General features: G+C 61.5%; 26 protein-coding genes. 3 read left to right on the top strand and 23 right to left on the bottom strand.

Translation table 11 applies throughout. From position 1 onward, the window contains the following. Position 1 precedes the first annotated feature (1 nt). The 8 genes from pabC to AAEZ10_RS10075 form a co-directional block, all read right to left on the bottom strand. Positions 2-817 (bottom strand): aminodeoxychorismate lyase, encoded by an 816-nt coding sequence (gene pabC, locus AAEZ10_RS10110; protein WP_350569035.1) that lies wholly within the window; start codon positions 815-817, stop codon positions 2-4. Then, positions 817-2,061 (bottom strand): beta-ketoacyl-ACP synthase II, encoded by a 1,245-nt coding sequence (fabF, locus tag AAEZ10_RS10105; RefSeq protein WP_038860467.1) that lies wholly within the window; start codon positions 2,059-2,061, stop codon positions 817-819. The genes pabC and fabF overlap by 1 nt, the downstream gene beginning before the upstream one ends. Before the next feature lie 108 nt (positions 2,062-2,169). Further along, a complete protein-coding gene (gene acpP, locus AAEZ10_RS10100) occupies positions 2,170-2,406 on the bottom strand; it encodes an acyl carrier protein (RefSeq protein ID WP_003175607.1) in 237 nt (78 codons plus the stop codon). Positions 2,407-2,602: 196 nt separating this feature from the next. Continuing rightward, a complete protein-coding gene (gene fabG, locus AAEZ10_RS10095; protein ID WP_016770989.1) occupies positions 2,603-3,346 on the bottom strand; it encodes a 3-oxoacyl-ACP reductase FabG in 744 nt (247 codons plus the stop codon). Positions 3,347-3,362: 16 nt separating this feature from the next. Continuing rightward, entirely contained in the window at positions 3,363-4,301 is a 939-nt protein-coding gene (gene fabD / locus AAEZ10_RS10090; RefSeq protein ID WP_130928912.1) for an ACP S-malonyltransferase, read from the bottom strand. A 123-nt stretch (positions 4,302-4,424) separates the two neighbouring features. Next, positions 4,425-5,435: a phosphate acyltransferase PlsX gene (plsX, locus tag AAEZ10_RS10085; RefSeq protein ID WP_073472269.1), complete on the bottom strand. Its 1,011-nt coding sequence runs from the start codon at positions 5,433-5,435 to the stop codon at positions 4,425-4,427. A 4-nt stretch (positions 5,436-5,439) separates the two neighbouring features. After that, positions 5,440-5,622, bottom strand: a complete 183-nt coding sequence (gene rpmF / locus AAEZ10_RS10080) for a 50S ribosomal protein L32 (RefSeq protein ID WP_003179396.1) — start codon at positions 5,620-5,622, stop codon at positions 5,440-5,442. A 13-nt stretch (positions 5,623-5,635) separates the two neighbouring features. Continuing rightward, on the bottom strand, positions 5,636-6,163 hold the full coding sequence (locus AAEZ10_RS10075; RefSeq protein WP_003204262.1) for a YceD family protein: 528 nt from the start codon (positions 6,161-6,163) through the stop codon (positions 5,636-5,638). Between the two features lie 105 nt (positions 6,164-6,268). On the opposite strand from AAEZ10_RS10075, the gene AAEZ10_RS10070 reads away from it, so the two are divergent. Then, a complete protein-coding gene (locus AAEZ10_RS10070) occupies positions 6,269-6,847 on the top strand; it encodes a Maf family protein (RefSeq protein WP_110645993.1) in 579 nt (192 codons plus the stop codon). Between the two features lie 85 nt (positions 6,848-6,932). Here AAEZ10_RS10070 and sppA read toward each other — a convergent pair whose 3' ends face one another. From sppA to rluC, 3 genes are read right to left on the bottom strand one after another with little or no spacing between them, the layout of a single operon-like run. Further along, on the bottom strand, positions 6,933-7,922 hold the full coding sequence (gene sppA / locus AAEZ10_RS10065) for a signal peptide peptidase SppA (RefSeq protein WP_071173216.1): 990 nt from the start codon (positions 7,920-7,922) through the stop codon (positions 6,933-6,935). A 23-nt stretch (positions 7,923-7,945) separates the two neighbouring features. Beyond that, on the bottom strand, positions 7,946-8,608 hold the full coding sequence (locus AAEZ10_RS10060; RefSeq protein WP_016770993.1) for an HAD-IA family hydrolase: 663 nt from the start codon (positions 8,606-8,608) through the stop codon (positions 7,946-7,948). After that, the gene (gene rluC / locus AAEZ10_RS10055; protein ID WP_016770994.1) at positions 8,595-9,554 is read right to left on the bottom strand and encodes a 23S rRNA pseudouridine(955/2504/2580) synthase RluC; all 960 of its coding nucleotides are present in this window, start codon (positions 9,552-9,554) and stop codon (positions 8,595-8,597) included. Before rluC ends, AAEZ10_RS10060 begins: the two co-directional genes overlap by 14 nt. 699 nt (positions 9,555-10,253) lie before the next feature. Here rluC and rne point away from each other — a divergent pair. Then, positions 10,254-13,526, top strand: coding sequence for a ribonuclease E (gene rne, locus AAEZ10_RS10050; protein ID WP_071173218.1), 3,273 nt, complete (start codon positions 10,254-10,256; stop codon positions 13,524-13,526). A gap of 191 nt (positions 13,527-13,717) precedes the next feature. Here rne and AAEZ10_RS10045 read toward each other — a convergent pair whose 3' ends face one another. From AAEZ10_RS10045 to AAEZ10_RS09990, 12 genes are all read right to left on the bottom strand, one after another. Beyond that, on the bottom strand, positions 13,718-14,314 hold the full coding sequence (locus tag AAEZ10_RS10045; RefSeq protein WP_071173219.1) for a nucleotidyltransferase family protein: 597 nt from the start codon (positions 14,312-14,314) through the stop codon (positions 13,718-13,720). Next, the gene (locus AAEZ10_RS10040; RefSeq protein ID WP_016770998.1) at positions 14,311-15,291 is read right to left on the bottom strand and encodes an XdhC family protein; all 981 of its coding nucleotides are present in this window, start codon (positions 15,289-15,291) and stop codon (positions 14,311-14,313) included. The genes AAEZ10_RS10045 and AAEZ10_RS10040 overlap by 4 nt, the downstream gene beginning before the upstream one ends. Then, entirely contained in the window at positions 15,292-17,613 is a 2,322-nt protein-coding gene (locus AAEZ10_RS10035) for a xanthine dehydrogenase family protein molybdopterin-binding subunit (protein ID WP_350569029.1), read from the bottom strand. Beyond that, positions 17,610-18,080 carry a (2Fe-2S)-binding protein gene (locus AAEZ10_RS10030; protein ID WP_016771000.1) on the bottom strand — a complete coding sequence of 157 codons (471 nt, stop codon included), beginning with the start codon at positions 18,078-18,080 and terminating at the stop codon, positions 17,610-17,612. Before AAEZ10_RS10030 ends, AAEZ10_RS10035 begins: the two co-directional genes overlap by 4 nt. A gap of 299 nt (positions 18,081-18,379) precedes the next feature. Then, on the bottom strand, positions 18,380-19,399 hold the full coding sequence (murB, locus tag AAEZ10_RS10025) for a UDP-N-acetylmuramate dehydrogenase (RefSeq protein ID WP_122746710.1): 1,020 nt from the start codon (positions 19,397-19,399) through the stop codon (positions 18,380-18,382). Further along, positions 19,396-19,860, bottom strand: coding sequence for a low molecular weight protein-tyrosine-phosphatase (locus AAEZ10_RS10020; protein ID WP_122746711.1), 465 nt, complete (start codon positions 19,858-19,860; stop codon positions 19,396-19,398). Before AAEZ10_RS10020 ends, murB begins: the two co-directional genes overlap by 4 nt. Next, positions 19,860-20,624, bottom strand: coding sequence for a 3-deoxy-manno-octulosonate cytidylyltransferase (kdsB, locus tag AAEZ10_RS10015; RefSeq protein ID WP_073472249.1), 765 nt, complete (start codon positions 20,622-20,624; stop codon positions 19,860-19,862). Before kdsB ends, AAEZ10_RS10020 begins: the two co-directional genes overlap by 1 nt. Next, positions 20,621-20,806, bottom strand: coding sequence for a Trm112 family protein (locus AAEZ10_RS10010; protein WP_003179363.1), 186 nt, complete (start codon positions 20,804-20,806; stop codon positions 20,621-20,623). The genes kdsB and AAEZ10_RS10010 overlap by 4 nt, the downstream gene beginning before the upstream one ends. 24 nt (positions 20,807-20,830) lie before the next feature. Then, positions 20,831-21,841, bottom strand: a complete 1,011-nt coding sequence (gene lpxK, locus AAEZ10_RS10005) for a tetraacyldisaccharide 4'-kinase (protein WP_122751512.1) — start codon at positions 21,839-21,841, stop codon at positions 20,831-20,833. Further along, positions 21,841-22,269: a flagellar polar localization protein PocB gene (gene pocB, locus AAEZ10_RS10000; RefSeq protein WP_016771006.1), complete on the bottom strand. Its 429-nt coding sequence runs from the start codon at positions 22,267-22,269 to the stop codon at positions 21,841-21,843. The genes lpxK and pocB overlap by 1 nt, the downstream gene beginning before the upstream one ends. Next, positions 22,266-22,901 (bottom strand): flagellar polar localization protein PocA, encoded by a 636-nt coding sequence (pocA, locus tag AAEZ10_RS09995; protein ID WP_350569025.1) that lies wholly within the window; start codon positions 22,899-22,901, stop codon positions 22,266-22,268. Before pocA ends, pocB begins: the two co-directional genes overlap by 4 nt. A 101-nt stretch (positions 22,902-23,002) precedes the next feature. After that, positions 23,003-25,237, bottom strand: coding sequence for a DNA internalization-related competence protein ComEC/Rec2 (locus tag AAEZ10_RS09990; RefSeq protein ID WP_350569023.1), 2,235 nt, complete (start codon positions 25,235-25,237; stop codon positions 23,003-23,005). Positions 25,238-25,373: 136 nt separating this feature from the next. On the opposite strand from AAEZ10_RS09990, the gene AAEZ10_RS09985 reads away from it, so the two are divergent. Beyond that, positions 25,374-25,892 (top strand): DUF2062 domain-containing protein, encoded by a 519-nt coding sequence (locus AAEZ10_RS09985; protein WP_016770668.1) that lies wholly within the window; start codon positions 25,374-25,376, stop codon positions 25,890-25,892. Positions 25,893-25,954 lie beyond the last annotated feature (62 nt).

Here is a 25,954-nt window from a genome sequence, read left to right as displayed (position 1 = left end):
ATCAAGCATCCAGTAGCGCGCGGGCAATGGTTTGCAGTTTACGGGTGAGCGGGCCAACCGGCCAGCTCAGTGCGGCACAGGCGCGTACCGGCCAGACGCCATAAACGCTGTTGCAGACAAACACTTCATCAGCCCATTGCAGCTGTTCGAGGCTGATATCGGCGATTTGCGTGGGGATGGCCAGTGACTCGGCCTGAAACAAAATTTCCGCGCGCATCACACCTGCGACGCCGCAGCGTTTCAAGTCGGGCGTGATCAAGCCACCGTCGCGCACCAGGAAAATATTGCTGTACACGCCCTCAACGACGCGCCCGGCCTGATCAAGCATCAAGCCTTCGGCATGCTCGCTGTCCTGCCATTCGGCGCGGGCGAGTACCTGTTCCAGTCGATTCAGATGTTTGAGCCCGGCCAACAACGGCTGCGTAGATAAACGCGTGCTGCAGGGAAACAGGCGGATGCCGTACTCGGCATGGGCAGCGGGATACGATGCCGGCGGATTGCCTTGCAGTATGCGTCGGCCCTGCGCCGCAGGATCGGGCGCATAACCGCGCAAGCCGTCGCCACGCGTGAGGATGAGCTTGAGCACGCCCTCGCCCATCGCAGCGGCATAGCTGAGCAGCTCATGGCGAACCAGCTCGAGGTCGGTCGCAATGGCCAGACGCGCGCAGCCATCGGCCAGGCGCGTCAGGTGTCGATCCAGCAGGACCGGCTGTCCACTGCGCACGGCAATGGTCTCGAACAGACCATCGCCGTAAGCCAGGCCGCGATCTTTCAGCGACAGCGCGTCAGCCGGTTGACCGTCGACCCAGCTGTCCATCAGCCGGCGAACCGACGGAACGCCAGCGTGCCGTTGGTGCCGCCAAAACCGAAGGAGTTGGACAGCACGACATCGATGTCCATGTTACGCGCGGTGTGCGCGACGAAATCGAGATCGCAGCCTTCGTCGGGCTCATCGAGGTTGATGGTCGGCGGCGCCACCTGGCTGTTGATCGCCAGCACGCTGAAAATCGCTTCGACCGCGCCCGCCGCACCCAACAGGTGGCCGGTCATCGACTTGGTCGAGCTGACGGCCAGCTTGTAGGCGTGATCGCCGAACACCGACTTGATCGCATTGGCTTCGGCAAGGTCGCCGGCCGGGGTCGAGGTGCCGTGGGCGTTGATGTACTGCACTTGATCGACATTGATCTTCGCGTCGCGCAGGGCATTGGTGATACAGCGCGCGGCACCGGCGCCATCGGCGGGTGGCGAGGTCATGTGGAACGCGTCGCCACTGGTGCCGAAACCGATCAGCTCGGCGTAGATCGTCGCGCCACGGGCCTTGGCGTGCTCCAGCTCTTCAAGGACCAGCGCACCGGCGCCGTCGGACAGGACGAAGCCGTCACGGCCCTTGTCCCAAGGACGACTAGCACGGGTCGGCTCGTCGTTACGGGTCGACAGCGCACGGGACGCGCCGAAGCCGCCCATGCCCAGACCGCAAGCGGCCATTTCCGCACCGCCGGCAATCATCACGTCGGCTTCGTCGTACATGATGTTGCGCGCGGCCATGCCGATGCAGTGCGTACCGGTGGTGCACGCGGTGGCGATGGCGTAGTTGGGTCCCTGTGCGCCCAGATGGATCGACAGGAAACCGGAAATCATATTGATGATCGAGCCAGGCACAAAGAACGGCGAGATCCGTCGCGGACCGGTCTCGTGCAGGGTGCGGCTGGTCTCTTCGATGTTGGTCAGACCGCCAATCCCCGAACCCATGGCCACGCCAATGCGTTCACGGTTGGCATCGGTGACTTCCAGACCGGCGTTGCGCACGGCTTGAAAGCCTGCGGCGAGGCCGTACTGAATGAACAGGTCGAGCTTGCGCGCTTCCTTGACCGACAGGTATTCCTCGACATTGAAGCCTTTGACCGAACCGCCGAAGCGGGTCGAATAGGCAGAAAGGTCGGTGTGTTCGATCAGACCAATGCCACTGCGGCCAGCCAGAATGCCCTGCCAACTGCTCGGCACATCCGTGCCCAGTGGCGACAACATACCCATACCGGTGACTACGACGCGTCTACGCGACACAGCACTCTCCTTTTTCAAATGACGACTTTGCATCAGGCCTAAAGAAAAAACCGCACGCCATGATGGCAGTGCGGTTTTTCCATGACAGCAAGCAACGATTACAAACTGTTACGCCTGGTGGCTGGTAACGTAGTCGATTGCAGCTTGTACAGTAGTGATCTTTTCAGCTTCTTCGTCAGGGATTTCGGTCTCGAATTCCTCTTCCAGAGCCATCACCAGCTCAACGGTGTCAAGGGAGTCGGCACCCAGGTCTTCTACGAAGGAAGCGGTGTTGACCACTTCTTCTTCTTTAACACCCAGTTGCTCGGCAACGATTTTCTTGACGCGCTCTTCGATGGTGCTCATACCTTGTTTTCACTCCTAATGGACAAATTCAGGCAGCTGGCCAGTGGGTAAGTGTATAGAAAGCCTTTTCAGTTTTTCAACTGAAAGCTTCACTCCTCAAACCCTGCGGCCCTCTGCCTATAAATAGATTGCAGCTTTATAACGGATTTTAGACAGCTCGTATGACATTTTTTTGAAGCAATCCGTCACATTTTACTTACATGTACATCCCACCGTTCACCGGGATTGTAGCCCCGGTAACGTATGCCGCACCGTCGGATGCAAGAAAAGCGACCACGGACGCGATCTCTTGAGCTTGCCCCAGACGACCCAGCGGAATCTGCGTCTGCAAGGCTTCACGCTGTGCTTCAGGCAGTTCGCGGGTCATATCGGTGTCGATGAACCCTGGGGTTACCGAGTTGACCGTAATCGAACGCGAACCGACTTCACGCGCCATCGCCCGGCTGAAACCTTCCAGACCGGCCTTGGCGGCTGCATAGTTTACTTGGCCGGCGTTGCCCATGGCACCCACCACCGAGCCAATACTGATAATTCGACCCCAGCGCGCCTTGGTCATGCCACGCAAAACGCCCTTGGACAGGCGATACAGACTGTTCAAGTTAGTATCGATCACGTCGTACCACTCGTCGTCTTTCATGCGCATCATCAGGTTATCGCGGGTGATACCGGCATTATTGACCAGAATCGCCACCGGAGCACCGAACTGCTCCTGAATGCCTGCCAGCACGGCGCTGACCGATTCGTCGCTGGTGACATTGAGTTCGAAACCGGCGCCCTGAATACCGTTTTCCTTCAGGGTCGCGGCAATGCGCTCGGCGCCCGACGCGGAGGTCGCGGTGCCGACAACGATGGCGCCCTGACGACCCAGTTCCAGCGCGATGGCCTGGCCGATACCGCGGCTTGCACCGGTAACCAGTGCAACTTTACCTTGCAGACTCATGCAAGTTTCTCCTGATTCAGGCCTGCGCTGCGCGAGCGGCAGCGAAGGCGTCTGGGGTATTGAGATTGGAAGTCGAAACGCCTTCGGCGCAACGTTTGTTCAGGCCAGCGAGGACTTTGCCCGGGCCGCACTCGACCAGATTGGTCGCGCCCTTGGCGGCCAACGTCTGTACCGATTCAACCCAGCGCACTGGCTTGTAGAGCTGTTCGAGCAGATCACGCTTGAGGGTTTCCAGATCGGCCGGCACTTGTGCGCTGACGTTCTGCACCACGGGGATCTGCGGCGCCTGCCAGTCGATGGCGGCGATGGATTCAGCGAAACGGTCGGCAGCCGGACGCATCAGCTCGCAGTGCGACGGCACGCTCACCGGCAACGGCATGGCGCGTTTGGCACCACGGGCCTTGCAACCTTCGATGGCGCGCTCGACAGCCGCCTTGGCACCGGCGATCACCACTTGGCCCGGCGAGTTGAAATTCACCGCGCTGACGACTTCGCCTTGCGCCGCTTCGGCGCAGGCAGCCAGCACGTCGGCATCTTCCAGGCCGAGGATCGCGGCCATGCCGCCCTGCCCGGCCGGCACCGCTTCCTGCATCAACTGGCCACGGCGCTCGACGAGCTTGACCGCGTCAGCCAGGCTCAGGCTGCCGGCGGCAACCAGCGCGCTGTATTCACCCAGGCTGTGGCCGGCGACAAACGCCGGACGCGCGCCGCCTTCGGCCAGCCACAGACGCCACAGGGCGATCGAAGCGGTCAGAATGGCCGGCTGGGTTTTGTCGGTTTGATTGAGCAGCTCTTCCGGGCCCTGCTGGGTAAGTGCCCATAGGTCGTAGCCCAGCGCAGCAGAGGCTTCTTGAAAGGTTTCAAGGATCAGCGGATGTTGCGCGCCCAGCTCGGCCAGCATGCCGAGGGACTGCGAACCCTGTCCTGGAAAGACGAATGCGAGGGAAGCAGACATGTAACAAGCCCCTAATGATCTTGTCGTCGGAAAATAACGCCCCGTTGGGGACGCCAGAAACTGACAGTTTGGATGGCCCTTTGAACCGGGCGGTCACATTTAAGCATTGTCCGACGAAAACGCCTAAGACAACAGTTCCTCCAGACGACCGTGGAGACGCTCGGGCAGGTTCTCCTGAATCTCGATCAGCGCCCGTTGAATCGCACTCTGAAAGCCTTGAACCCCGGCCGATCCGTGGCTTTTCACGACGATGCCCTGCAAACCGAGAAAGCTTGCGCCATTATGTCGCGCCGGGGCCAGATCAGCCTGCAGACGCTTCATTAACGGCAGCGCGAGAGCGCCGACAGCGCGCGAGGCCAAGTTTTTCTTGAACAGGGCCTCGATGCGCATCGCAATCATCGTCGCCAGGCCTTCGCTGGACTTGAGCAGGATATTGCCGACGAAGCCGTCACACACCACCACGTCGGCCTCACCGCGGTACAAGCCGTCACCTTCGATGAAGCCGATGTAGTTGATCCCGCGCGCAGCCTGCAACAGCGTTGCGGCCAGTTTGACCTGCTGATTGCCCTTGATGTCTTCGGTGCCGATGTTCAGCAACGCAACACGTGGACGGGCGATGCCCAAAGTCTGCGCGGCCACCGAACCCATCACCGCGAACTGCAACAGATGCTCGGCACTGCAATCGACGTTGGCGCCCAGATCGAGCAACTGGCAATAACCGGTCTGCGTCGGAATGGCCGCGACCATGGCCGGACGATCAATGCCCGGCAATGTCTTCAACACGAAACGCGACAAGGCCATCAACGCACCGGTATTGCCGGCACTGACACAGGCCTGCACCTTGCCATCGCGCAGCAGTTCGAGGGCCACACGCATCGACGAATCCGGCTTGCCACGCAGGGCCTGGGCAGGTTTCTCGTCCATGGTGATGACTTCGCTGGCCGCAACAATCGTGAGGCGCGCGCGATCGGCAGCCGACTGGCCGTGGATCAGTTCTTCAAGAAGGGAGGGTTGACCGACGAGGGTCAGGTGCAGCGAGGGTGTAGCAGACAGGCAAGCGAGACTGGCCTGAACAATGCTGCGGGGACCGAAGTCCCCGCCCATTGCGTCAATCGCGATGACTTGAGCAGACAAGTGATTACTCGTCAGCGCCCTTGTCGATCACTTTACGGCCACGGTATACGCCTTCTGGCGATACGTGGTGACGCAGGTGAACTTCACCAGTGGTTTTTTCTACAGACAGGGTGCTAGCCTCGAGAGCGTCGTGCGAACGGCGCATGTCACGGGCAGAGCGGGATTTTTTGTTCTGCTGAACAGCCATAATTGATTAACTCCTAAACGTTTGGGTCACGCTTTAACTGCGCCAATACACTGAACGGGTTGGACCGCGTTACCTCGTCCTCGCTCGGTTCGGGCTCATCTGCTCCCGCCGGCTGCTGGCATTCTTCCGGATGATGAGCAGGCACAATGGGCAAGGCGAGCAGAAGCTCCTCCTCGATCAGTGACTGCAGATCCAATGGATCTTCGCCCAGTTCCAGCACGTCATAACCTTTCGGCAACGACTGGGTATTCGCACCCTCCTTCACCACCGCGTAACTGCATTCGCTGTGGATCGGCAGGGTGACCAGCTCAAGACAACGCTGGCAAACCATTTTGACTTCGGTGTCGATAAAGCTGTGGATGACCACAGACTTACGTTCATCTCGTTCAAAAACGAATTTGGCCTGCACCGTACCGACATCGTCGGAAAGCGGGTCGCAGAGTCTCTTCAAATCGGCCAGCAGCAGTTCACCTTGAAGGGTGGTGCCACGGTCAGCCAATTTGCGCGGGTCAACGTGAGGTGGAATCGGGTCATTCAACATAGGCGCAGCATTATAGGGATGCACCCACCCATGTCAAAGGAAATTGTGCCCTGTCCGTCACTTGCGCGCCTCCGCTAGAATCCGCACCTGCCTCAGGAGACGTCCATGCTGCCTTTATTACTCGCTTCAAGCTCGACTTATCGCCGTGAATTGCTCGCCCGCCTGCACCTGCCGTTCGTCTGCAGCTCGCCGGACATCGACGAAAGCCACCGCCCGGGCGAGTCCGCGATCGATCTGGTCAAACGCCTCGCTGAGGAAAAAGCCCGCGCCCTGGCGGACAGCCACCCTGCTCATCTGATCATTGGCTCGGATCAGGTCGCCGTCCTCGGCGAACAGATCATCGGCAAGCCGCACACCTTCGAGAAGGCTCGCGAGCAATTGATGGCGGCCAGCGGTGCGAGCGTAACCTTCCTGACTGGCCTGACGCTGCTCAACAGCCAGACCGGGCAATGCCAGGTCGACTGCGTGCCGTTTACCGTGCACATGCGTCAGCTGGATCAGGCGCGCATCGAACGCTACCTGCGCATCGAGCAACCGTACGACTGCGCCGGCAGCTTCAAGGCCGAAGGACTGGGCGTGAGCCTGTTTCAATCGACCGAAGGCCCGGATGCCACCAGCCTGATCGGCCTGCCGCTGATTCGCCTGATCGATATGTTATTGGTCGAAGGCGTGCAAATCCCTTAAAAGCAAAAGATCGCAGCCTTCGGCAGCTCCACACCGATCCGTGCAAGAGTTGCCGCCGACTGCGATCTTTCGACCTTCAAACGTCTTAACGCAACGAAGGCCCGTGGAAACCCATCCACATCGCCAACTGCTCGGCCACGCTGGCGCCGAGCTTTTTCGAGAAGCGATCGAACGGCGATTCCTGCACGGTGAAGTCCACCAGCTCCTTCTCGCCAATCACATCACGCGCCACCGAACTGGCACTGCCCAAGCCATCGATCAGGCCCAGCGGCAGCGCCTGCTCACCCGACCAGACCAGTCCGGAAAACAGCTCCGGATGCTCCTTGTCTTTCAGACGATCGCCACGGCCCTGCTTGACGCTGTTGATGAACTGCTTGTGCGTGGTGTCGAGCACGCTTTGCCAGAATGCGGTTTCTTCAGGCTTTTGCGGCTGGAACGGATCCAGAAATGCCTTGTGTTCGCCCGAGGTGTAGGTGCGACGCTCAACGCCGAGTTTCTCCATGGTGCCGACGAAACCGTAACCCGCCGCCGTCACGCCGATCGAGCCGACCAGACTGGCCTTGTCGGCGTAGATCTGATCCGCCGCACTGGCGATGTAATAGGCGCCCGAAGCACCAAGATCGGAAATCACTGCGTAGAGCTTGATCTCTGGATGCAGGCCACGCAGACGCTTGATCTCGTCATAGACATAACCGGACTGCACCGGACTGCCGCCCGGACTGTTGATGCGCAGGACCACGCCTTTGACCTTCTTGTCTTCGAACGCCGCGCGCAGGCTGCCAACGATATTATCGGCGCTGGCCGGCTCCTTGTCGGCGATTACGCCGTCGATCTCGATCAACGCCGTGTAGTTCGGGCCGCGGGTGGCGCTTTTTTCCATGTCCATCAGCGGCGTGAACAGCAGCAGCGCAACAAACAGATAAACAAACGTCAGCAGCTTGAAGAAAATCCCCCAGCGCCGCGAACGGCGTTGTTCCTGCACGCCGGCCAGCAAAGTCTTTTCCAACAGCTTCCAGCTTTTCGCGTCACCGTCGTCGGCACTTGCCTTGGCCGGTGCTTTCCATTCGTCGGTCATGCCATCTACCCCAGCAAAACGTATTAAGCCCGCTGACCCAGCCAGGCGTGCAATTCAGAAAAACGGTCGATCGACAGGCGTGGCTCGAACTGCTGCAGGGACTCGATCGATTGCGCGCCATAACTGACCGCCACCGAATCCATCCCCGCGTTGCGCGCCATCAGCAGATCGAACGACGAATCACCGACCATCAACGCCTGCTCCGGGCGTACGCCGCAGTGGCTGACAATCTGCTCAAGCATCAGAGGGTGTGGCTTGCTGGCAGTTTCATCGGCAGCGCGGGTGATATCGAAATAATCTTCCCAGCCATTGGCCTTGAGCACCCGATCCAGTCCGCGACGATTCTTGCCCGTCGCTACCGCCAGGTGATAACCCTGCTCGCGAAACGATGCCATCGACTCGACCACACCCTCGAACAGCGGCGAAGGCACGGCTTCGGCAGCGATGTAGTGATCGGCGTAGTACTCGCGAAACGCGAGCATTTCTGCGTCGCTGATTTCGGGATACAGGGTGCGAATCGCTTCCGGCAAGCCAAGACCGATGATGCCTTTGACGGCGAAGTCATCGCGCAGCTCGAAACCGGAACGCCCGGACGCCGAGTGCATCGCCTCGACGATCCGATGAATGGAATCGGCAAGGGTGCCGTCCCAGTCGAAAATCAACAGCTTGTAATCAGATGGGCGCACTCAATCGCTCCACGGTCTTGGCCCACATTTCATCGACGGGCGCTTGCAGATTCAGCTTGCCGCCGTCGGGCAGCGGCACGGTCAGCATGTAGGCGTGCAGGAACAGGCGCTTACCACCCAGATCGCGGATTTCCTTGGTGAAATCCTCGTCGCCATACTTGCTGTCACCGGCAATGCAATGGCCAGCATGCAAGGTGTGCACGCGAATCTGGTGGGTACGACCGGTAACCGGTTTCGCCTCGACCATGGTGGCAAAATCGCCGAAGCGGCGCAGCACCTTGAATAGCGTCAGGGCTTCTTTGCCCTCGTCATTGACTTCGACCATGCGCTCGCCGGAGCGCAGATTGCTCTTGAGCAACGGTGCGCGAACCTGCTTGATCGAGGTTGCCCAGTTGCCACGGACCAGCGCCATGTAGCGCTTGTCGACGCCATCGCCACGCAGCTGCTCGTGCAGATGGCGCAACATGCTGCGTTTTTTGGCGATCATCAGCAGGCCGGAGGTGTCACGGTCGAGACGGTGAACCAGCTCCAGCTCCTTGGCGTCGGGACGCAGCTGACGAAAGGCTTCGATCACGCCGAAATTCAGCCCGCTGCCGCCATGAACCGCAATGCCGGCGGGCTTGTTGATCACGATCAGGGCCTTGTCTTCGAAGACGATCGAGGCTTCCAGGCGCTGCAACAGCCCTTGCGCCAGCGGCACCGGTTCGTCGCGCTCAGGCACGCGAACCGGCGGCACGCGCACGATGTCGCCGGCCTGCAGCTTGTATTCGGGCTTGATCCGACCTTTGTTCACGCGCACTTCGCCTTTGCGCAAAATGCGGTAAATCAAGGTCTTGGGCACGCCTTTGAGCCGGGCGAGGAGAAAGTTGTCGATTCGTTGGCCGGCATACTCCGGCGAGACTTCAAGCAGTTGAACGCCTGGAGTCGAAGGGGCAGTAGTTGTCATGCCGCGGATGATAACAATTTTTATGGAATTGAAGCACTTAATCATTGCTGCTATAGTCGCGAACGCCGCCAAAAGCGGCCTGGACAGCGGAACCACGGTCAACGACCGGCCCTGACCAACGCAATTCACCAGGGCGCGAGGCCGTCCTACGGGGCTTTCGCTACGTAACGGTGGAGTTTGCGGTTGTAACGAGCGCAGGTGACATGAGGCCTGAATTACACCGCCGAGCAGAGTTCTCACTCGCCCGGCAGGCAACATTCAAGGCCAGTTCACAAAGTGCAGTCGACTGCGAATGACCCCGAGCGATTGCTTCGGAAACATCGCCTGAATTAGCCATGATGCGTGACCTCCCCTTTCGGAGCTCACGGTAAATGCCAACCCGCTGCGGATTCTGCGCGCGGCAGCACCCGAATTATCAGGGATACGTGTAGGGTGGAGATGCACAACCGCCGGACTGTGTAGCAACAAGCTTTGATCAAGACGCTTCATCTCGTCCACAGCCGCTGGTTGATTCCTCCTCCTGACTGAGTGCTTAAGTAGCCACAGCAAGCAGGACGCGTACGTCGCGGTATCGGCCCAATTGGCCGCACATCGCTGGACACGGGAATGGCCAACCACTCCCGACGCACCTGACACCGACCGTGAGAAGTCGTGTGTGCCGAACGCCGTTTCCGGCAGCCCGGAAACCGACGGTACTACATGAAAAGAATGCTGATTAACGCAACTCAACCCGAAGAGTTGCGTGTTGCACTGGTAGATGGCCAGCGCCTCTACGACCTGGACATCGAATCCGGTGCACGCGAGCAGAAGAAGGCCAACATCTATAAAGGCCGTATCACTCGCATCGAACCAAGCCTTGAGGCTGCCTTTGTCGATTTCGGCTCCGAGCGCCACGGCTTCCTGCCCCTCAAAGAAATCTCCCGCGAATACTTCAAGAAAGCCCCCGAAGGCCGCGTCAACATCAAGGACGTCCTGAGCGAAGGCCAGGAAGTCATCGTTCAGGTCGAGAAAGAAGAACGTGGCAACAAGGGCGCCGCCCTGACCACCTTCATCAGCCTGGCCGGTCGTTACCTCGTGCTGATGCCGAACAACCCGCGTGCCGGCGGCATCTCCCGTCGCATCGAAGGCGAAGAGCGCAACGAACTGCGTGAAGCGCTGAACGGCCTGGTCGCTCCGGCCGACATGGGTCTGATCGTGCGCACTGCCGGCCTGGGCCGCAGCAGCGAAGAAATGCAGTGGGACCTCGACTACCTGCTGCAACTGTGGACCGCCATCAAAGAAGCCTCGCTGGATCGCTCTGCGCCATTCCTGATCTACCAGGAAAGCAACGTGATCATCCGCGCCATCCGCGATTACCTGCGCCAGGACATCGGCGAAGTGCTGATCGACAGCGTTGAAGCCCAGGACGAAGCCCTGACCTTCATCCGCCAGGTGATGCCGCAGTACGCCAGCAAAATCAAGCTGTACGAAGACAGCGTGCCGCTGTTCAACCGTTTCCAGATCGAAAGCCAGATCGAGACCGCATTCCAGCGCGTCGTCGAACTGCCTTCCGGCGGCTCCATTGTGATCGATCCGACCGAAGCCCTGGTGTCCATCGACATCAACTCGGCGCGTGCCACCAAAGGCAGCGACATCGAAGAAACCGCCCTGCAGACCAACCTTGAAGCCGCCGAAGAAATCGCCCGTCAGTTGCGCCTGCGCGACATCGGCGGCCTGATCGTCATCGACTTCATCGACATGACCCCGGCCAAGAACCAGCGCGCCGTGGAAGAAAAAGTCCGTGAATGCCTGGAAGCTGACCGCGCCCGCGTGCAGATCGGTCGCATCTCGCGTTTCGGCCTGCTGGAAATGTCCCGTCAGCGCCTGCGTCCATCGCTGGGCGAAAGCAGCGGCATCGTCTGCCCGCGTTGCAACGGCACCGGCATCATCCGTGACGTTGAATCGCTGTCGCTGGCCATTCTGCGCCTGATCGAAGAAGAAGCCCTGAAAGACCGCACCGCCGAAGTTCGCGCGCAAGTGCCGATCCCGGTCGCCGCGTTCCTGCTCAACGAAAAACGCAACTCGATCACCAAAATCGAACTGCGCACCCGTGCCCGTATCGTCATTCTGCCGAACGATCACCTCGAGACGCCGCACTTCGAAGTTCAGCGTCTGCGTGACGACAGCCCGGAAGCCGCGACCAACCAGTCCAGCTACGAAATCGCTGCCGCCGCTGCCGAAGTCGAAGAAGTCCAGCCAGCCGCTGCGACCCGCACTCTGGTTCGCCAGGAAGCTGCAGTGAAAACTGCGCCGGCCCGTGCCAACGCACCGGTGCCGACTGAAGTTGCTCCTGCCGCACCTGCTCCGGCACCCGCTGCCGCGCCTGAGCCAAGCCTGTTCAAGGGTCTGGTGAAGTCGCTGGTCAGCCTGTTCGCCACCAAGGAAGAGCCAGCCGCACCGGTCGCCGTTGCGAAACCGGCTGCCACCGAGCGTCCTGCCCGCAACGAAGAGCGCCGCAACGGTCGTCAGCAGAGCCGCAACCGTAACGGTCGCCGCGATGAAGAACGCAAGCCGCGCGAAGAACGTGCTCCACGTGAAGAGCGCGCACCACGCGAGCCGCGCGAAGAGCGCCAGCCACGTGAAGCCCGCGAGCCGCGTGAAACCCGCAGCGAAGCGCCGGTAGCCCGCGAAGAGCGCGCACCACGTGCCCCGCGTGAAGAACGTGCACCGCGTGCTCCGCGTGAAGATCGCAAGCCGCGTGGCGAGCGTGAAGAGCGTGTGCGTGAACTGCGCGAGCCACTGGACGCCGCGCCAGCCGCAGCCGCAGCTGTTGCTGCCGTGACCGCTGAAGAGCGTCCGGCCCGTCAGCCACGCGAAGAACGCGCTCCGCGTCCGCCGCGTGAAGAGCGTCAACCGCGTGCCGAGCAGGCCGCTGCTGCCGTCGCTGAAGAAGAAGTGAACAGCAACAACGAAGAGCAACTGCCGGAAGACGGTCAGGACAACGCCGAAGGCGATCGTCCACGTCGTCGCTCCCGTGGCCAGCGTCGTCGCAGCAACCGTCGCGAGCGTCAACGTGATGCCAACGGCAACGTGATCGAAGGTTCGGAAGAATCCGAGTCCGCTGAAAACGCTGGCGAGCCAAGCACTGCCGATCTGGCCGCTGGCCTGGCCGTCACCGCCGCCGTTGCCAGCAGCACCATCAGCGCTCCGGCAGAAGCCGAAGCTCACGAGCAGGCTGAACGCGCCACCGCCGCCACACTGGAAACTGCTCCAGTCGAAGCGCCGGTTGTCGAAGCCACCACTCCAGTGGAAGCGACTGCTGCACCGGAAATCGAAGTCGCTCCGGTCCGCGAAGCTCAGCCTCAGGTTGAAGCAACTGCCGAACCGGAAGCTGTCGTCGAAGCACCAACGGCCATCACTGAGCCAGCGGTAGAAACCGTCAGCGAAAACGTGACCAAAACCGTGCGTGAAGTTCGTGAAGAGCAGACTGCGTTCAACTGGGTTGCCGAGCCAGCCGTCACCGAAGCCCCAGCGCCAGTCGCTGAAGCCGAAGTGCCGCAAGCCATGGTTTCCGAGCCAGTAGTTGCAGCAGCAGAGCCGGCGCCGACACCAGTGGTTGAAACTCCGGTTGCCGAAGCTCAGGTTGAAGAAGCGCCAGCCGCAGTCGAAGCGCCAGCGCCAGTGGTTGAAGCGCCGGCTCCGGTCAGCGCCCTGACGCCGAACGGCCGCGCGCCAAACGACCCGCGTGAAGTGCGTCGTCGCAAGCGTGAAGCCGAGCGTCTGCAGAAGGAAGCCGAACTGGCTGCCGCTGCGGCTGCGGTTGCTGCCGAACCAGCCCCTGCAGCTGAAGTGATCGAGGCAGCCCCTGCCCCGGTCGCGGAGGAAGCATCGGTTGAAGCGGTGATCGCTGAAGCACCACGCTCCGTTCAGGATGCAGTTGAACAGCGCGAAGAGGCCCAGGAAAAAGAGCACGAGCCTAAACCACTCGTGTAATTCCTGAAGCCAATAAAAAGCCCCGCCTGGTGAAAGCCTGGCGGGGCTTTTTTATGCCTGAAATTCCAGCATCATCCACAACCTTTGTGGGAGCAAGCCTGCTCGCGAAAGCGCTGGGTCAGACAATATTCATGTAACTGAACCATCGCATTCGCGAGCAGGCTCGCTCCCACAAGGGATTTCAACACGGCTCAGGACTGAGGAAATACCAAAGATTCAGGCACATCGATATCCCACAACACCCCCGGATCATCCACCGCCACTTCCACCACCCGCCCCTGCGCAAACAACGGCCGTGCGCCACGGTCACCGGTCAGCGCCTGCAATTGCGCGCCAAACGAACGACCAAACCCCACGGGATGGCCAAATTCGCCACCCAGCACCGGCACGCTCACCGCGTCATCAGCCATCGCCGCGAGCACTCGCTCGATACTCGAAGATAGGATAAACGGCATATCGCCGAGCACAATCAACCAGCCATCAGCGTCCGGGCAAGCAGCAACACCTGCGGCAATGCTGTCGCCCATGCCGGTCGATTCGATCGACACCACGTCGCAGCCATGAGCCTGGGCCATGCGCATCGCCTGCGGTCGAGACTCGGTGGTGACCAGCACGCGCTTGTCGAGACTGGCCGGCAGGTTCACCAGCACCTGCTCGATGACCGAGCGCACGGCGCCGTCACGCCCGGTACAGTCAGCGAGCAATTTGTCTTTGTCGGGGCCGGCGATCTGGCGAAAGCGTTTGCCCTCGCCCGCCGCCAGCACAATCACTGCGATGGATTGGCTCACGCACCCTCCAGCGGTTTTTTCTGTTTCAGCTCCACACCGTTCTTGATCGCAACAATTTCCGCCAGCAAGGACAAGGCGATTTCAGCCGGCGAATGACTGCCGATGTGCAAGCCGATCGGTCCGTGCAGGCGATCAATCGACGCTTGCGACAAGCCTAGCTGAGCCAGATTTTCCCGGCGCTTCTGGCTGTTGACCCGCGAACCGAGCGCGCCGACGTAGAACGCCGGCGAGTCGAGCGCGGTGAGCAAAGCCATGTCGTCCAAGCGTGGATCGTGAGTCAAGGCGACAATCGCCGTGCGCTCGTCGGTCTGGATGTTCAACACCGCCTCGTCCGGCATGCCGGGGACGAAACGGCCATGCTGCTCTTCCCAGCCGTAAACGAACTCGGTGCGCGGATCGCAGATCAGCACTTCGAAATCCAGCAGCCGCGCCATGTCGGCGACGTAGCGCGACAACTGCCCGGCACCGATCAGCAACAAGCGCCAGCGCGGGCCGTAAATCGCTCGCAGAGTCTTGCCGTCGAACACCAGCGAATCGGACTTGCTCGCCGGAGCCAGCCGCACCTCGCCGGTTTCGATGTTCAGTTCTCGGGCAACGATTTCATGGTTTTCGCAACGCTGCAGCAACTCGGCGACCCACGCCGGGTCACCGACGCGCTCTTCGGTCAGGCGCAGAGTACCGCCGCAAGGCAGGCCGAAACGCGCGGCCTCCTCGCGGGTCACGCCATAAGTGATCATCTGCACCGGCGGGCCGTCGGTGGCAATGCGGCCGTCGTGCAGCCGCGCGATCAAGTCATCCTCGACACAGCCGCCCGACACCGAGCCGATCACCACGCCGTCCTCGCGCAAGGCGAGCATGGCACCGGGCGAGCGCGGCGCAGTGCCCCAGGTCTGCACCACGCTGAACAGCACCACCCGTTGCCCTGCGCGACGCCACTCGAGGACGCTGCGCAAGACGTTGAGATCGACGCTGTCCATTTACGCCTCCGCCTTCTGCCAGCCTTGCAACTGATACCGCACCGGCAGATTGCGGATGCGCTTGCCGGTGGCGGCGAAGATCGCATTGCACAGCGCCGGAGCAATCGGCGGCACGCCCGGCTCACCAACGCCACCCAACGGCACGTCACCCGGCGGCGTCACCAGATGCACCGCGACTTCCTTGGGCGCCAGCGACATGCGCGCGACCTCGTACATATGGAAGTTGTCCTGCTGGACTTTGCCTTCCTTGAAGCTGATCTCACCGAGCACAGCGTTGCCCAGGCCCATGACGCACGCACCTTCGAACTGCGAACGGATGCGCTCAGGGTTGATCTGCGGCCCGCAGTCCACGGCGATGTCGGCCTTGTGCACGATCAGCGAACCGTCGTCCTTGACCTCGACTTCGATCACTGCCGCGACATAGGTGACGAAGCTGTAATGCACCGCCAGACCGAGACCACGGCCCTTGGGCAGTTTGCGCCCCCAACCGGCGGCCTTGGCGGCAGTTTCCAGCACCGTGCGCATGCGCCCGGTGTCGATCGGATAACGCTCGGGCGATTCGCCGTAGTTCCACTCTTCGCTCAAGGTGCGCGGATCGATCTGCCGGTCCGGGCCGAGCAATTTGATCTGGTACTTGAGCGGATCTTCCCCGGCCTTGTGCGCCAGTTCGTCGACGAAGCTCTGAATCGCGAAGCCGTGGGGAATGTTCGACACCGAGCGATACCAGCCAACCCGCGTGTGTACCTTGGCTTCGGGGTTTTCCAGGCGCACGTTGGGAATCGCATAGGCCATGTTGGTAAAGCCCATGCCCAGCTCGAACGCCGCCTCATGGTTCATGTCCGGCGCAAACAACGCGGTGATGCTCGGCGCCACGGTACGATGCAGCCAGCCGGACGGCATGCCGTTCTTGTCGATGCCGGCCTTGAGATATTCCGCCGACACGGTGTGGAAATACGAATTGTGGATGTCGTCTTCGCGGGTCCACTGCACCCGTACAGCCTTGCCCGGAAACTCCTTGGCGAGGATCGCGGCTTCAACGACGAAGTCCGGTTTCGACTTGCGCCCGAAACCACCGCCCAGCAATGTCACATTGAAGGTGACCTTTTCGAACGGGACGCCCAGGCGCTCGGCGATGCGCTCACGGGTGACCTGCGGTGCCTGACTCGGCGCCCAGGCCTCGCAGACGCCGTCCTTGTAACGGGCGATGGCAACCATCGGTTCCATCGGTGCCTGCGCCAGATGCGGCAGGTAATACGAGGCTTCGAGGGTGCTGGGGGCACCGCTCAAGGCTTTGTCGATATCACCGGTGTTGCGCACCACTTTGCCGGCCTTCAGCGACGCCGCTTCAAGCTCCTTGCGATAGGCAATCGAGTCATAACTGGCATTCGGGCCGTCGTCCCATTCGATCTTCAGCGCCTCGCGGCCCTTGATCGCCGCCCAAGTATTGCTGGCCACAACCGCGACGCCGCCCAGTGGCTGGAACTCTGACGGCAACGGCCGGCCTTCGATCTGCATGACTTTTAGCACGCCGGGGACTTTCAGCGCGGCGCTGTCATCGAGGCTTTTGACCTTGCCGCCGTACACTGCCGGGCGAGCGATAGTGGCGTAGAGCATGCCGTCGAAATGCACGTCGGCGCCGTACACTGCGCGGCCATTGACGATATCGGCACCGTCGATGGCCTTGGTGCCTTCCTTACCGATGTAGCGAAATTCCGACGGCTGCTTGAGTCGCAGGCTGTCACGCGCCGGTACTGCCAGCGCACTGGCCGCAGCGGCGAGTTCGCCGTAGCCCAGTTCGCGGCCGGACGGTTTGTGAATGACTTTGTGCAGCTGCGCATGGCATTCGCCAACCGGCACTTTCCACTGCGCAGCGGCGGCCTGTTCGAGCATGGTCCGCGCGGCGGCGCCGCAACGACGCATCGGCTCGTACCAGTGACGCATGCTGCGCGAACCATCGGTGTCCTGGTTGCCGAAGCGCACTTCGTCACCCGGCGCCTGCTGCACTTTGACCTGAGCCCAATCGGCCTCAAGTTCATCGGCAACGACCATGCTCAGGCTGGTGCGCACGCCCTGGCCCATTTCCGAACGGTTGCACACCACGGTGACGCTGCCATCGGCAGCAATGCTCACGTAAACCTTGGGATCGTCTATCCAGCCATTGGGCATGCCGTCGGCACCGAACTTCTTCGGCGCGTCATCGGCCAGCGCATCCTGCCAGCCCCAGCTCGCGGCGAGGACCAGCGCGCTGGTGGCGCCGACGCCTTTGAGAAAACCACGGCGGCTGAGGTTGCTCAGGGCGAAATCATTCGGGACGCGGCTCATGCCTTCACCTCCTTCAGATGGGTGGAGGCCTGGCGGATCGCGGTTTTGATCCGGTTGTAGGTGCCGCAGCGGCAGATGTTGCCGACCATGGCTTCTTCGATCTGCTCGTCGCTCGGGTTGGGGTTGGTTTTCAGCAGAGCGGTGGCCGACATGATCTGCCCGCCCTGGCAATAACCGCATTGAGCCACAGCGCTGTCGAGCCAGGCTTGCTGCACGACCTTGCCTACCGGGTCGGCGTGGAGATTATCGATGGTGGTGACGTTCTGGCCGATTACCGAGCCGATCGGCGTGATGCAACTGCGTGCTGGCAAACCGTCGATATGGATGGTGCAGGCGCCGCACAGGCCCATGCCGCAACCGAATTTGGTGCCGTTGTAACCGGCGACGTCACGAATCGCCCACAACAGCGGCATGTCTTCGGTGACATCGAGGGAGTGGTCTTGACCGTTGAGTTTCAGGGTAATCATGGGCACGCCCGCATATTTTTTAGTGGTTATGGGTTACATCTTAGCGGCAAGCTGCAAGCTGCAAGCTCAAAGTGAAGGCGCGTCTGATTCGCTCGCAGATTGCAGCTCGCAACCGCGCCTTGGGTGAAGCAAATGATTGGTATCGTTAGGCGGCTAAGTTAACCCAGCATTAACAAAAAAGCCCTGCTTATACAGGGCTTTTTAGCTGCAAGTTTCTAGCTACAAGCTGCAAGCAAGAGCGGCAGATAGCTCATGACGCAGTGCAGCTTGCCGCTCGAAGCTTGAAACTTGCAGCTGCTTCAATACCGATTGGGCTCCATTTCCAGTTCGACATGAAACCGTTCGGCGATGTCTTTCTGGATACGTTGCGCCAGGTCGAGCAGTTGCAGGCCGGTGGCCGTGCCGTAGTTGACCAGCACCAGCGCCTGCAACTTGTGCACGCCGGCATCGCCATCGCGGAAGCCTTTCCAGCCAGCGCGTTCGATCAGCCAGCCAGCGGCCAGTTTCATCTGCCCATCCGCTTGCGGGTAAGCCACCAGATCCGGGTGCTGCGCTTTGATCTGCGTGACCACAGCGGCAGGCACCAGCGGATTCTTGAAAAAGCTGCCGGCATTGCCGAGCACCGCCGGGTCCGGCAGTTTTTCGCTGCGGATGCTGCAGATGGCGCGGCTGACGTCGCTGGGCGTCGGCTGCTCGATGCCCTGCTCGCTCAGGCGCTGACGGACCGGGCCGTATTCCAGATGCAGGTGCGCGGCGCGATCAAGCTTGAAGCGCACCCGCAGGATCAGCCAACGTCCCGGCTGCTGCTTGAACAGGCTGTCGCGGTAGCCGAAATTGCACTGCTCCAGGCTGAAATCCCGCAGCTCGCCGCTCTCGCGGTCCAGCGCAGTCAGGCCGGCAAACACGTCCTTGATCTCGACACCATAGGCACCGATGTTCTGCATCGGCGCGGCGCCGACGGTGCCGGGAATCAGGCTGAGGTTTTCCAGCCCGGCAAAACCCTGGGCCAGCGTGTGCTGCACGAACGGATGCCACGGTTCGCCCGCTTCCGCCTCGACCACCACACGACTGCCATCGTCGCTGAGCACGCGGATGCCGCGCGTAGCCATGCGCAATACCAACGCCGGAATATCCGCCGTGAGCAGCAAGTTGCTGCCACCGCCGATCACCAGCAACGGCACGTCATGGGACGCGGCATAGGCCAGCGCTTCGCGGACATCGTCATCACTGTGGGCTTCGGCAAACAGCTGCGCGCGCACATCGACGCCGAACGTATTGAAGGCCTGCAAAGATACTTGCGGTTGCACCTGCAAACTCATAAACGGCCCTTCACTTCGATCAGCAACTGGTCGCAGGCCGCTTCGATCAGATCGAGCACCTGCTCGAAACCCTGATCGCCGTCGTAATACGGGTCCGGCACTTCATCGACCAGCCCGGCATAACGACGCAGGAACAGATCCAGCTCGGCCCTGCCGGTGGACGGCTGCAAGGCCTTGAGGTTGCGCAGATTGCTGTTATCCATGGCGAGAATCAGGTCGTAGCTGGCGAAATCGGCCCGGCTGACCTGCTGCGCGCGTTGCGTCGACAAGTCATAACCGCGCACTTTCGCCGCGGCCTGGCTGCGCTTGTCCGGCGGGTTGCCGACGTGCCAGTCACCGGTGCCGGCGGAGGCCACTTCGACCACATCGGCCAGCCCGGCTTCACGCAACTTGTGGCGCAACACGCCTTCAGCGGTGGGCGAACGGCAGATGTTGCCCAGGCACACAAACAGAACGCGCATCAGGCCCCCAGCAGGCGACGAACCCGCTCAAGGTCTTCAACGGTGTCGACACCGGTCGGCGGCGCGATCAGCGCGTCGGCAACATGGATACGCACGCCGTGCCACAAGGCACGCAGTTGCTCAAGAGATTCGGTATTTTCCAGCCAGCACGGCCCCCAGCTCACGAAGTCGTGGAGGAACCCGGCGCGATAGGCATAAATACCGATGTGGCGGCGATAGGGCACGCCTTCGGGCAGCTGCTCGCGGCTCTTGGCAAATGCATCGCGAGCCCACGGCAAGGTTGCACGACTGAACGTCAGGGCCAGACCGTTGATATCGCTGGAAACCTTCACAACGTTGGGGTTGAACAGGGTTTCCACGTCTTCGATCGGCTCGGCCAGCGTGGCCATGCGCGCTTCGGTGTGGGCAGCAAGGTTGGCGGCGACCTGGTCGATCACGCTTGGCGGAATCAGCGGCTCATCGCCCTGGACGTTGACCACGATCGCATCAGGCGCAAGACCGAGTTTCGCTGCGACCTCGGCCAGACGATCAGTGCCGGAGTTGTGATCTTCACGGGTCAGCACCACTTCGGCGCCAAAGCTTTTGCATGCCTCGACGATGCGCGCGTCATCGGTGGCAACCACGACGCGGGTCGCGCTGCTTTTGCTCGCCTGTTCCCAGACATGTTGGATCATCGGCTTGCCGGCAATATCCAGCAACGGCTTGCCCGGCAGACGGGTCGAGGCGAACCGCGACGGGATGACAACGGTGAAGGCTGTGGTCATTTATCCAGACGCTCGTCGGTGGTCAGGGTGCGCGCTTCGCTTTCCAGCATCACCGGGATGCCGTCGCGGATCGGATAGGCCAGACCGGCGCCCTTGCTGATCAGCTCGGTCTTGTCGGCACTGAGCTTGAGCGGACCTTTGCACACGGGGCAAGCGAGGATGTCGAGCAGTTTGGTGTCCATGAACATTCCCAGAAATAAAAACAGTTAAGGCAGCAGACGATCCGGCAACAGGCGCATCATCTGAGTGTCGAACCAGGCCACGAAGGCTGGCGACGGCACGGCATCGACCGCCAGATACCACCAGTCGGCAGCAGCAAAGGCACGGCACTTCACCGCGTCCTTTTCGGTCATCACCAACGGCAATGACGGGATGAAATTCAACGCCTGCACGCTGTACTCGGCGTGGTCGGCAAATGCATGGGCGATCGGCCGCCAGTCTAGCGCTTCGAGGGTATTGAAGAAACGTTGCGGGTTGCCGATCCCGGCCACCGCATGCAGCGCTTGCCCGGGCGGAAAATGCTCGAGCGACTGACGTTCGCCGCTGCGCAGGTTGACCAGCGCGGTGGGTTGCAGGCGAAAGGCGAAACCATCGTCGCGATCATCAAGGGCACCGTTGAACAGCACGCCATCGACGCTTTGCAGGCGCTCGACCGGCTCCCGCAACGGCCCGGCCGGCAGACAGCGCTGGTTGCCCAGGCCCCGTGCGGCATCGATCAGCACCAGTTCCAGATCCCGCGCGAGGCGATAATGCTGCATGCCGTCGTCAGACAGAATCAGGTCCAGTGGCTCACTGGCGATCAAGGCTTTGACGGCGGCGCTGCGATCAGGGTCGATCATCAGCGGCACGCCGGTGCGCTGGACAATCAGCAGCGGCTCGTCACCGGCAATCTCGGCACTGTGCTCGGCCTCAACCCGCCACGGCAGTTGCGGCGGTTTGGCGCCGTAACCGCGACTGACCACGCCGACGCGCAGTCCACGGCGTCGGCAATGTTCGATCAGCCAGAGAATCATCGGCGTCTTGCCGGTACCGCCAACGGTGATATTGCCGACCACGATCAACGGAACCGGCGATTGGTAGATTTCACCTTCGCCGTCGAGAAAGCGCTGACGCTTGTTGATCACCACGCGGCGATACAGCATTTCCAGTGGCCGCAGCAGCGTCAGGGCCGGATGCCCCTGATACCACGCGGCGAGCAGGCGATCGGACAGGCTCATCAGGATTTCGGCGCCGCCTCGACCGTGGTCATGCGCAGATGGCTGAAACCGAGCTTGCCGGCCGCGTCCATGGCGGTGATCACCGATTGATGCTGGGCCTTGCCATCGGCACTGATCGACAGCGGCATATTGGTGTCGCCGTTGGATTCTTTCTGCATGGCTTCCATCAGCGTCGCCAGATCATTCTTCGGCAGAATCTTGTTGTTCACCGAGAACACGCCTTCGGCACTGATCGCGACGTCCAGCTGTTTGACCTGCTGATCTTCGGCAGGCGAACCGCTGACCGCTTCCGGCAGATCCACGCGCAACTGGGTTTCCCGAGTGAAAGTGGTAGTCACCACGAAAAACAGCAGCAGGATAAACACCACGTCGATCAGCGACGCGAGGTTGATGTCCACGGTTTCCCGGGGCTTGCGACGGAATTTCACGCTTTGCCCTCGGCCAGATCGACATCACGGTCGCCCTGCACTACTTCCACCAGTTTGATCGCTTCCTGCTCCATACCGACCACCAGCTCGTCGATGCGGCGCTGCAAAAACCGGTGGAAGAACACCGCTGGAATCCCGACCATCAGGCCCGCTGCGGTCGTGATCAGCGCTTTGGAAATACCGCCGGCCAGTACCGAAGCATTGGTAGTCATGCCGGAGCCGGTGAAGGCACTGAAAATGTCGATCATGCCCAACACGGTGCCGAGCAGGCCGAGCAGCGGCGCCATGGCGGCGATGGTGCCGAGTGCGTTGATGTAGCGTTCGAGTTCATGAATGACCCGCGCGGCGGCCTCTTCGATGCACTCTTTCATGATCTCGCGACCATGCTTGGAATTGGCCAGGCCTGCGGCGAGAATTTCCCCCAGCGGCGAATTGGCGCGCAATTCCTTGAGTTTTTCCTTGTTGAACTGCTTGTCCTTGATCCAGACCCAGACCTGACCCAGCAGATGCTCGGGGGTGACGCGACTGGCGCGCAGTGTCCACAGGCGCTCGGCAACAATCGCCATGGCCGCGATGGAACTCAGAATGATCGGCAACATCATCCAGCCGCCGGATTTGACCAATTCCCACACAGTGACAGTCCCCTCGAAAAAGTGCGCCACTTTACCATACCGATCCGCGATTAAGAGTCGCCGCCCCGACGACCGTGAGGTGGCACTCATGCTGGCACCGATCAACGGCCAGCCATCGGTGGATCGCGCCAGAAACGCCGCTGTTGACGCATCGTCCACGGCGGTTTGAAGCTGCCCAGTTGCAGATGAATGGCACCGTGCTCGGCGCTGTCGTAGATGCGCAGGCCTTGCTTGCGGTAGCGCGCCAGTACGGTTGGATGCGGATGACCGAAGGAGTTGCCGTGGCCACGGGAGATCAGCACCGCTTCGGGCTGCAAGGTTTTGAGCAGGGCCATCGATGATGAACTGCGACTGCCGTGATGGGGCGATTGCAGCCACTGAGTCGGCACGGCCAGTGGGCTGTCGAGCAGGACGCGCTCGGCATGAGTGTCGATGTCGCCGGTGAGCAGCAGGCGTTCGCCGTTGGCCTCGATCTGCAACACACAGGAACGCTGGTTACTGTCATCGGCTGCCGACCATTGCCAGAGCTGGAACTGCACGCCGTCCCACTGCCACCGTTCGCCACTCGCGCAGGCTTCGGCGTTCAGCTCCGGCGGCAGGTTTGGCGGATCGCCGCTGACCACTCGGTGCACGTTGAAGCCACGCATGACCGCCCGGGCGCCGCCAGCGTGATCGGCGTCGGCATGGCTGAGCAGCATCAAATCGAGCGCTTGCACATTGAGTTTACGTAACGCTGGCAGCACCACCCGCTCGCCGAGATCGAACTCGCCGAAACGCGGGCCGGCGTCATAGAGCAATGCGTGATGTCGCGTGCGCACAAAAATCGCCAAGCCTTGGCCGACGTCGATTTGCCAGACATCGGCTCGCCCTTCCTCTATTCGCTCTTGAGGCGGCAGTGCCAAGAGCAACAGCAGCGGCCAGCCCAACGGACGCATTGGCACGCCTCGGGGCAACAGCAATAAAATCGCGCCAAGGCTGCCCAGGACCAACACCCAAAATGGAATGGCGGCAGGTATCCACGCCGGCCATTGCCCGGCAATCAGCGCCAGCCCGATAAACAGCCAGTCGATCAAACCACCGGCCAGCCACAACAGCCCTTCGCCAACATAAGGCACGGGCAGCAATAGCGTGCCGAGCAATGCCGGCGGCAGCACCACGAGGCTGACCCACGGAACGGCCAGCAGATTGGCTACAGGCCCGCTGACGCTGATGGGCAAGCTCAGCGCCAGCAACACCGGACACAAGCCGATCGCGATCAGCCACTGCGCGCGGGTCCAGGTCTGCCACCACCGCCAGGCCCCCAGCCGACCGCCGAAGGTGAAGATCAACACTGCCACCGCCGCGAAGGACAGCCAGAAACCCGGACGCAAACTGGCCAGCGGATCAAGCAGCAGCACGCCATTGAATGCCAGCAGCAACGGCCACCACGCGCCGAGATGACGAAAACGCAAGCGCCACAGCAGCACCAGCGCCACCATCACGCAGGCGCGCTGCACCGGCACATCGAAACCGGCGAGCAAGCCGTAACCCAGCGCTGCCGCGAACGCCAGACCACAGGCCCACGGCAGCCACGGCCAGCGCACCGGCCAGATTCCGAAACGCGCCAGCCCGGCGACCAGCAGATACATCACCGCCGCCAGCAAACCGATGTGCTGGCCGGAGATCACCAGCAAATGCACGGTGCCGGTGTCTTGCAGCACCTGCCAATCCTCGCGACTGAGGCCTGAACCGTCGCCAAGCACCAGCGCCGCCAGCGCGCCCTCGCGTCCTTGCGCATCCACCGCCAGCAGGCGTTGGCGAACGCCGTCGCGCCATGCATGGCGGGCCTCAGCCAAGCGCTGGCCATCCTTGATCGTGCCGGTTGCCCCGATCCGTTGCGCCAGCAGCCAGGCCTCGTAATCGAAGGCGTCCGGGTTGAGCAAGCCACTCGGGCGCTTCAACTTCACCGCCAGTCGCCAGCGTTCGCCGCTGTTGACCGGCGGCCCGGCGTACCAGGCCAGGCGCAGCAGCGATGGCAATTTTTCGTGGCGTGAACGCGCATCAGCCAGCTCGAAACGCACCACGCCATCGCTGTGCTGCGGCAAGCCGACCACACGCCCTTCCAGCCAACGGGTTTCGCCGTCCAGACTCGGTGGCAAGCGGTCAGTCAGCGCCCACTGCGCACTGAAACAAGCCCACGTGAAACCAAACAGCAAAAAAGCCAATGGATAGCTGCGAAACGGCAGCAGCATCAGCGCCGCCACTGGCAGCACTGCCAGCAAGCCGACCGGCGGCAAGGCCGGCAATAAAACCGGGGCCAGCAGACCGACTGCCAGCGCCATCATCCCTGTGCGCATATGCCCGTCCTTGAGAGTCCCCTCCTTAGGCATAGCGGGTCTGCGGCACCACCGTCGTCAACAATTGTCACAAAGTCTGAATGGGCGGTTCGTAGAATCCAGACATACTTGCCGCCTTAACCGACCGAGAAGCCTTATGCCCCGGCGCTTATTCAAACGTTACATGCCCGACCCGACGAGCATCAGGGAACACAAGTCCTTACGCTTTCTCGGCACGTTGCTGCATGACCCGAACCTCTGGCATCTCAACCGCCACTCGGTCGCCCGGGCTATGGCGGTCGGCCTGTTTGCGGCATTCCTGCCGATCCCGGCACAGATGCTGGTGGCGGCGGCATTGGCGGTGATGGTGCGCGGCAATATGCCGATCGCGGTGAGTCTGGTCTGGCTGACCAATCCGATCACCATGCCGGCGGTGTTTTTCTGCACCTACCAGGCCGGGGCGTTCCTGATGGATGTGCCAGCGCGGCATCTGCCGGACGAGCTGACCTGGGAATGGATCAGCGGTGAGCTGTCGACGCTGTGGCAGCCGTTCCTGCTCGGCTCGGTGGTCGTCGGTCTGGTGCTGGGCGTCCTCGCCTACTTTCTGGTGATGCTGTACTGGCGCTGGTGGGTGGCCCGGCAATGGCGGCGGCGCAAGAAAAGCCGGCAGAAATGAATGCAAAACGGCCTCCGCGATGGGAGGCCGTTTTTTGTTGTGTCTGGGCTGGCCCCTTCGCG

It is taken from the genome of Pseudomonas sp. H26/SER47-MNA-CIBAN-0231, from assembly GCF_040310465.1.
Taxonomy (GTDB): domain Bacteria; phylum Pseudomonadota; class Gammaproteobacteria; order Pseudomonadales; family Pseudomonadaceae; genus Aquipseudomonas; species Aquipseudomonas atacamensis.
This window is presented reverse-complemented; position numbering and strand designations above follow the sequence as displayed.